This is a genomic window from Micromonospora yasonensis (assembly GCF_026013475.1).
GTDB classification, from domain to species: Bacteria; Actinomycetota; Actinomycetes; order Mycobacteriales; family Micromonosporaceae; genus Micromonospora; species Micromonospora yasonensis.
Genome location: NZ_JAPDPH010000296.1, coordinates 1 through 7,298, shown reverse-complemented (window position 1 = coordinate 7,298; position 7,298 = coordinate 1). Strand labels below are relative to the sequence as shown.

At 74.6% G+C, this 7,298-nt stretch carries 6 protein-coding genes; all 6 read right to left on the bottom strand.

Features of this window, described 5'->3' with window-relative positions:
- Positions 1–377 (bottom strand): AMP-binding protein (locus ONA70_RS33240; protein ID WP_265010443.1); only part of this gene is annotated, 377 nt, incomplete at its 3' end.
- Positions 374–2,053: a beta-ketoacyl synthase N-terminal-like domain-containing protein gene (locus tag ONA70_RS33235; RefSeq protein ID WP_265010442.1), complete on the bottom strand. Its 1,680-nt coding sequence runs from the start codon at positions 2,051–2,053 to the stop codon at positions 374–376. The genes ONA70_RS33240 and ONA70_RS33235, both read right to left, overlap by 4 nt.
- The gene (locus ONA70_RS33230; RefSeq protein ID WP_265010441.1) at positions 2,050–4,422 is read right to left on the bottom strand and encodes a non-ribosomal peptide synthetase; all 2,373 of its coding nucleotides are present in this window, start codon (positions 4,420–4,422) and stop codon (positions 2,050–2,052) included. The genes ONA70_RS33235 and ONA70_RS33230 overlap by 4 nt, the downstream gene beginning before the upstream one ends.
- On the bottom strand, positions 4,419–5,780 hold the full coding sequence (locus ONA70_RS33225) for a DUF6002 family protein (protein ID WP_265010440.1): 1,362 nt from the start codon (positions 5,778–5,780) through the stop codon (positions 4,419–4,421). The genes ONA70_RS33230 and ONA70_RS33225 overlap by 4 nt, the downstream gene beginning before the upstream one ends.
- Positions 5,771–6,946 carry a potassium transporter TrkA gene (locus ONA70_RS33220; RefSeq protein WP_265010439.1) on the bottom strand — a complete coding sequence of 392 codons (1,176 nt, stop codon included), beginning with the start codon at positions 6,944–6,946 and terminating at the stop codon, positions 5,771–5,773. The genes ONA70_RS33225 and ONA70_RS33220 overlap by 10 nt, the downstream gene beginning before the upstream one ends.
- On the bottom strand, positions 6,927–7,232 hold the full coding sequence (locus tag ONA70_RS33215) for a phosphopantetheine-binding protein (protein ID WP_265010438.1): 306 nt from the start codon (positions 7,230–7,232) through the stop codon (positions 6,927–6,929). The genes ONA70_RS33220 and ONA70_RS33215 overlap by 20 nt, the downstream gene beginning before the upstream one ends.
- Positions 7,233–7,298: the final 66 nt, after the last annotated feature.

Here is a 7,298-nt window from a genome sequence, read left to right as displayed (position 1 = left end):
AGGTCGCCGAAGGCTCCGGGCACGGCGGTGGGCGTAGCCACGATGAAGTGCAGGCGGGCCTCGGCGGACAGTTCGCGCAACCGCTGCGACGGCAGCGCCGGGTCGAGCGGGACATACCCCGCGCCCGCCGCTTGCACGCCGAGCAGGGCGACCACCAGGTCCGGACGGCGATCCACGCAGACACCGACGAGGTCGTCCGGGGCGATGCCGTGAGCGCGCAGCGACGCGGCGAGGGCGCTGGCCCGGCCGATGAGGTCGCCGTAGCTCAGTGCCAGGTCACCCTGCACGACCGCGGGCGCGTCGGGACGCCGCTGGGCGTGCCCGCCGACCAGGTCGGGCAGGCACAGCTCGGGATAGGGCAGGTGGGGGCCGGTCATCGCATCGCCTCGATCCAGTGTCTGGTCCGCTGGAACGGATAGCCGGGCAGCGGAACCCGCCGGCCCCGCACCACGGGCAGGTCGCCACCGTCCAGCCAGGAGCGCGCGACAACGTCGTCGGCCACCGGTCCACCCTGCGCGAGCGCGGTCAGCTGCCCCACCGCCTCCCCGGCGTCGGCACACCCGACCGCACCGCGGTACGCCAGCCGCCGCCGTCCCACCGCCAGCGTGTGCGCCACATCCGTCACGGCGAGGTCCCCCACGGCCAGCCGCTCGGCCAGCCGCCGGGCCAGCTCCCGCAGCGCCGCCGGGCTCCCCGCCGACAGCCCCAGCACCACCCGGTCACGGCATTCTTGTCCACGCTCGCCGCCAAGACCGTCCGGCTCGTCATGGTCGTTCGCACCGGGCGCCCGCTCCACGAGCACATGCGCGTTGGTGCCGCCGAGGCCGAACGAGCTGACCCCGGCCCGCCGCTGCCCGGCCCACGGCCGGGTCTGCGCGCTGACCTCGGCACCCGCGGCGGCCAGGTCGACGTCGCCGTGCGCGCCGGTGAAGTGCGCCGTCCCCGGTACCTGCCCGGTGTGGACGGCGTACACGGCCTTGATCAGGGAAATCACGCCGGCGGCGGCGTCCAGGTTGCCGAGGTTGCCCTTCACGGAGCCGAGCAGCAGCGGGCTGCGGCTGCCCCGGCGTACCCGAGTCAGGGCGTCGACCTCGATCGCGTCCCCCACCGAGGTGCCGGTGCCGTGACCCTCCAGATAGCTCGCGTCGGCCGGGTCCCAGCCCACCGACGCCAGCGCCTCCGCCAGCACCGCCGCCTGCCCCGCCACGCCCGGTGTGGTGAAGCCGGGCCGGTCGGCGCCGTCGTTGTTCACGGCCCAGCCGGGGAGGACGGCGTAGACGTTGTCGCCGTCGGCACGCGCCTCGGCGAGGCGCTTGAGCACCACCGCACCGGCACCGTTGCCGAACATCTGCCCGGTCGCGGCCGCGTCGTAGGGACGGCACACCCCGTCCGTGGCCAGCAGTCCGCCCGGCCGCAGGCGGTAACCGGCCTGCCGGGTCGAGACCACCGCCGAGCCACCCGCGATCGCCACGTCGCAGCGGTAGTCCAGCAGGCTCTGCGCCGCCTGGCATACCGCGACCAGCGATGTCGAGCAGGCGGTCTGGACCGCCACGGCCGGTCCCGCCAGCCCCAGCGCGTACGCGGTGCGCGTCGGCAGGTAGTCGCAGCCCGAGCCGGTCAGCGCGTCGTCCCAGTCCTCAGCCAGGCCACCAAAGCCGGGCTTCAGAGCGGGATTGCCCAGCAGGTGATGGTGCAGGTAGCGGTTGGGGCCGCACCCGGCGAACACGCCGACCTGGGCCGGGTCGCGGTCGGGATCGATTCCGGCGTCCTCCAGTGCGCGCCAGGCGACCTCGAGGAACAGCCGGTGCTGCGGATCGAGCAGCGCCGCCAGCTCGGCGGGATAGCCGAACAGGTCTGCGTCGAAACCGTCCAGGTCGTCGAGCCGCCCGAACACCGGCACCCAATCTGGGTCGGTGAGCGCACCCTCGGCGGCGGTCAACCGACGTACCGAGTCCACCCCGGACAGCAGGTTTCGCCACATGGCGGGTGCGTCGTCCGCGCCGGGCACCCGGCAGGACAGGCCCACCACCGCGATCTGGTCGGTCTCGCTCACGTCTCGCCCTCCCCGCGGCCACCGCGCCGCGCGGCTCTGCGCCGCGCCATCCGGTGCCCGACTGCCGCCAAACGACCATCCACCGGTACGCCGTCAGCGCTCGCCACCGCCCCCAGGTGTGCCGCCAACGCCGCCACCGTCGCGAACTCCATCAGCCGGGCCAGCGGCACCCGCCGGTCGAGGCGTTCCTCCAGGTGCCGCTGCAGCAGGGCGAGCTGGAGCGAATGCCCGCCCAACTCGAAGAAGCTCACCTGACGGTCCACAGCGGGCAGTCCCAGCACCGCGCACCAGCCCGCCGCGATCGTCTCCTCGAGCGGCCCCGACGGCGCCCCGCCAGCCCCCGCGACGGCTCGCACGGCCTCGGCATCGGGATCGGGCAGGGCGGCCTGGTCGAGCTTGCCGGTCGGGCCCATCGGCAGCTCCGCCACCGCCATCACGGCCCGGGGCACCATGAAGTCCGGCAGCACCGCCGCCAACCGCTCCCGCAGCCGTCCCGGCTCGATGCTCGCCCCCACGGCCGGGACCGCGTACGCGATGATCTCGTGCTCGCCGGTGCCGGACGCGGCCGCGCTGCGCCGGGCCACCACGGCCGCCTGGCCCACCCCGGGCAACCCGGCCAGGTGGGCTTCGATCTCGCCCAGCTCCACCCGATAGCCGCGGATCTTCACCATCCGGTCGCTGCGACTCAGGTAGACCAGCATCCCGTCGGGCAGCCGCCGCGCGATGTCCCCGGTCCGGTACGCCCGCACCCCGCCGTGCTCGATGAACCGGGCCGCCGTGAGCTCCGGCAGGCCCAGGTATCCCAGCGCGACGTGCGGTGTACGCACGATCACCTCGCCGGTCAGGCAGGTCGGGCGGCCGGCCGGGTCGGCCAGCACCACCTCGATGCCCGGCAGCGGGTGCCCGATCGGCACGACGGCCTGCGCCAGTTCCGCACCGGGCGGCAGGTGGTGCTGCGCGGCGAAGCTGATCTCGGTGGTGCCGTACCCGTTGACGAACACCACACCGGGCGCGAACGACCGCCGGGCCAGCGCCACGTCGTGCCTGGTCACCTCCTCGCCGCCGAGTACGACGGCGCGGATTGACGGCAGTCGCCCGCCCTCGCCCAGGCTCGCCACCAGGTATCGGTAGACGGTCGGGGTGGAGTGGTAGATCGTGACGCGCCGGTCGGCGAGGGCGCTGGTCAGGTGGCCGAGGCCGTGTGCGCGAACGTCGACGGGGACGGCGGCGGCACCGGACAGCAGGGCGCTGAACGTGTCGGTGACCGCCATGTCGTAGCCGAACGAGGTGAGCACGCTGGTGCGGTCGTCCGGCCGGATGGCGAAGTTGCGCACGTGATTGCGTACGCCGAACAGCACGTTGCGGTGGCTCTGCACCACACCCTTCGGCATCCCGGTCGACCCCGAGGTGTACAGCACGTACGCCGGGTCGTCCGGCCGCGCGAGCCCCCGCAGCCCCGCCAGGTCCGGCTGGGATGTGCCGGGCTGGAGGTGCACGATCGGCAGCTCCGGCAGCCCGGCTTCGGCGGCCAGCGTGGCGGCGAGCCGCGCGTGCTCGGGGTCCGTGACGATGGCCCGCACCCCGGCGTCGCGCAGCATCCCGGCCAGCCGGACCGCCGGGAACACGGTGTCCAGCGGCACGTACGCGGACCCCGACGCCAGCACCGCCAGGATGCCGGTGATCGTGGCGACGCCGTGGCGGCACAGTACTCCGACCGGCGCGGGCGGTGCTCCGACGTTGCCCGGATCAGCCAGGGCCACGGCGGTCGCGGCCACGGCGGCACCGAGTTCGCGATAGGTCACGGTCGCGTCGTCGGCCAGCACCGCCACCCGCTGCGGGTACGCGGCAACGACCGATGCGAACGCGGCCGGGATCGTGCCACCGCGTACGCCGTCGGCCTCGGTGCCGTCGCCCCCGTGCAGCCGGGCCAGTTGTGGTGCCGGGCGCTGCTCGTAGCGGGCCGACGGCAACACGTCGGCCGACGACGCGGCCGGGTCCAGCGCGGACAGGAACTCGGCCAGGTCGGCGCGCAGGTCGTCGGCGTAGTCACCGGGCAGCCCCGACAGGGCGCCTTCGCCCAGGTCAGGGCCCAACTGGACGCTGGCGTCGGCGGCGGAACCCGGCGGTGCGGGGCGCACCGACCGCCACAGCTCGCGGATCGGGGCGTCGGCGGTCAGGTCCAGCGCCACCAGGTCGTCGCCGTGCCGTAGCGTCACGACCTGGGCGCCGGTGTACCGACGTACCAGCAGGGCGGCCGCGGTGAGGACCACCGCGGCCGGGGTGACCCCGACGGCGTGGGCCTGCGCGGCAAGCCAGGCAGCCCGCTCGGGTGACAGGCGGAGCGGGCGGCCGGAGGACTCCAGGCTCACCATTTGTTCCAGACGGCGGCCACGACGTCGTCGACCGTGGACACCTCGGCGTCCGCGTCGGCGACGGCGAAGTCGTTGGAGTAGCTGCCGGTGCCGTGCACCACGATGTCGTGCCCGGCCGGCACCAGGCCGCGGTCGATGGCGTTGCAGACACCGGTCAGCGCCATCACGATCGACCACTCCCGCAGCCGCTCGGGGTCGGCGGGCAACTCGAGCCCGGCGTTGGCCAGCCAGTCCCGGGCCACCGGGTAGCGCTGGGCGCATTCGCGCCGTGACACGACGATGCCGTCGCCGCCGTGCCGCTCGATCAACGCGTTCATCGCCGGGGAGGTCATCGGGCGATGGGTGTAGAAGGTGGGGTCGAGCACCTCGGCCGGGTCATCGGTGACGGCCGGGAAGTGCGTGTCCTTGTCCTGCGTCCAGGCGCCCACGCCCTCATCCAGGGTGTAGGCCGGGCAGTTGTCCCGCTCGAACGAACCGTGGCGCAGGCTGAGCACCATGTCGGGCGTACCGAGGTGCTGCACGAGCAGGAAGCCGGGGCGGTCGGCCGGGCTGGCCCTGCCCGCCGCTTCGAGCACGTCGCGGCCCAGGTTGTAGCCGAGCAGGCCGAACGCGCTGGAGACGGCGTGCGCGTGCCAGCGCGGGCGGGCAGCGCTGGCCGGGGCCACGTCCGCCTCGAAGGCGGCCCGGGCGGCGTCCGCGACCAGGTAGTTCTTCAGGTCCAGGGTGTACCACAGCGTGACGGCGTGCTTGTCGTGCATCGTGGCGGCGTACTCGTCGACGAACGCGCGGCCGAGCGCCTTCACCCCCTCCGGGTCGCTGCCGGTGTATCGCAGCAGCGGGTTGACCTGGCGCGACCGCGGGTCGGCGGCCAGCGCGTCGTGGCGGAACTTGTGCCGGGTCGACTGCGGTGCCAGCACCACGATGGACAGCTGCTCCGGCGTCACCAGCCCGGCCGCGTAGGCACGGGCCACCGAGTCGCGCAGCGCGACCCCCTTGTTGCCGGAGGTCGGCGTGAAGATGCACAGCCGGGTCCCGGTGCGTCGGACGTATTCCACCGCGCGGGCGACGATCACCATCGACGCGAACGTCTTGGTGGTCTGGGTGCCCGGGTTCGCTGTCAGGTCGAGCAGCTGGAGGTTGTGCCCGCCGTATTCGCCGAGCTGGGTCCAGCTCGCGGTGGCGGCGGCGTAGTACTCGCGCACCGCCGGGGTCAGCTCGGGCAGGTCGAAGCCGGGCGCGAAGCCGGGCGTCCCGGCAGGACCGCCGGGCACGGCGCCGCACTGATCCACCGCGGAAGCGATGACGTCGTAATAGTCGGTGATCAGGTTGCGTGTGCTCGGGGCGGTCAAGGACATCGGGATTCCTCCAACACACGAGGGGCCTGCGCCGGCGCTGGTGGCGCCGTTCGCAGATGGTCGCGCAGGGCGATGAACCGAGCAAAGACCTCAGGCAGTTCGGTCACGCGCCAGCCTTCGGCCAGTTCCGGCTGGTACGCCGACAGCGCCGCCCGGGCACGCTCCGGATAGCGCACGTGGCCGTCGCTGACCTCGACGCCGTCACGGTGCCCGGCCGCGGTGTTCCAGGCGACGGCCTGCGCCGCGCTGACCTCGGGCGGCAACCGCAGCTCGGCCCGGCCACCGCTGAGCCGGACCGGATAGCCGCCCGGCAGCCCCAGCGGCCCGGGCAGGCTCGCCACGACCTCACCGGCGTCGGCGGCGAGCCCCGCCACCAGGGCGGCGGCGGCATGCCCGGCCAGCGCGTTCAGCTCCGGCCGGGGCAGGGCACGGTAGCCGGCCAGCAGCCCGGTGACGTCCGGGACGGGCAGGCCGTCCAGCCAGGCGCGTACCTCGGCGGTGTCCTCCCCGGTGCTGTCCGGGCCGGGCGCGGCGAGGTGGGCGTGGTGGCCGAGCACAGCCAGCCGCCGCGGCCCGGGACGGCCCAGCGCGGCGTCCAGACACGCCGCCAGGGTCGCCACGTTGCCGATGCCGCACAGCACGGGCAGATTCAGCGCTGCCAGCAGCGGGTTGACCGCGTCCGGGAAGCAGCCGTTGACCAGCAACGCGTCCGGTGCGCCGCCGGCCAGCGCGGCGGCCAGCCGGGACACCAGCTCGGCCTGCAGCGCCAGCGTCACCCCGAAGCCGGCCGTGGCGACCAGCTCCGTCCAGGCCGACGGCGCGTGCACCCGCTCGTACGGCGACTGGGTCGACGCGGCGCAGACCAGCACGTCAGGGCGGAGCCGGGCCATCGACACGGCGTCGGCGGCGTACCCGTCGCCGGGGTCGGTGGACGGTTCGGCGGTGAAGGGCTGGGCGGTGAAGCTGACCCCGGTCCCGGCAACCGTGGCGCGCACCTGCGCGCCCCGGGCCGCGCCGACTGCGGCGGTCAGGTCGCGGGCCAGCACGGTCACGCGTACCCGCTGGGGGGTTTGAATCGAGGCCAGGGAATCGCACAGCGAGCGGGCGAGCTGGCCGCTGCCCACCACGACGACGTGCCGCGGCGCGTTACCGAGGGGGGCTGACATCGCGTCTCGCGTCCGTGACCCGGTCCAACCAGTCGGCGAAGGACCCGGCGCGCAGGCAGCTCGCCGGGGACACCTCCAGGTCGGCCATCTCGCGCACCCGGTGCGCCACCCGCAGCGCGGTCAGCGAGTGCCCGCCGAGGGCGAGGAAGTTGTCGTCGTCATGGACGGCATCGACGCCGAGCGTGACCCGCCACGCCTCGCGCAGCCGGTCGGCGAGGGCGCCGCCCTGCTCCGGGGCCGCTTCCGCGTGCCGGCGGGGTGGCGGCGGCAGCTCCAGCCGGGCCACCTTGCCGTTGGGCAGGCGGGGGGGGGGGGGGGCGGGGGCGAGGGGGGGCGCGGGGGGGGGGGGGGG

Coding starts and splice junctions, on each gene's coding strand:
- ONA70_RS33225 (WP_265010440.1), bottom strand. CDS start 5,780: ATGTCCTTGACCGCCCCGAGCACACGCAACCTGATCACCGACTATTAC.
- ONA70_RS33220 (WP_265010439.1), bottom strand. CDS start 6,946: ATGTCAGCCCCCCTCGGTAACGCGCCGCGGCACGTCGTCGTGGTGGGC.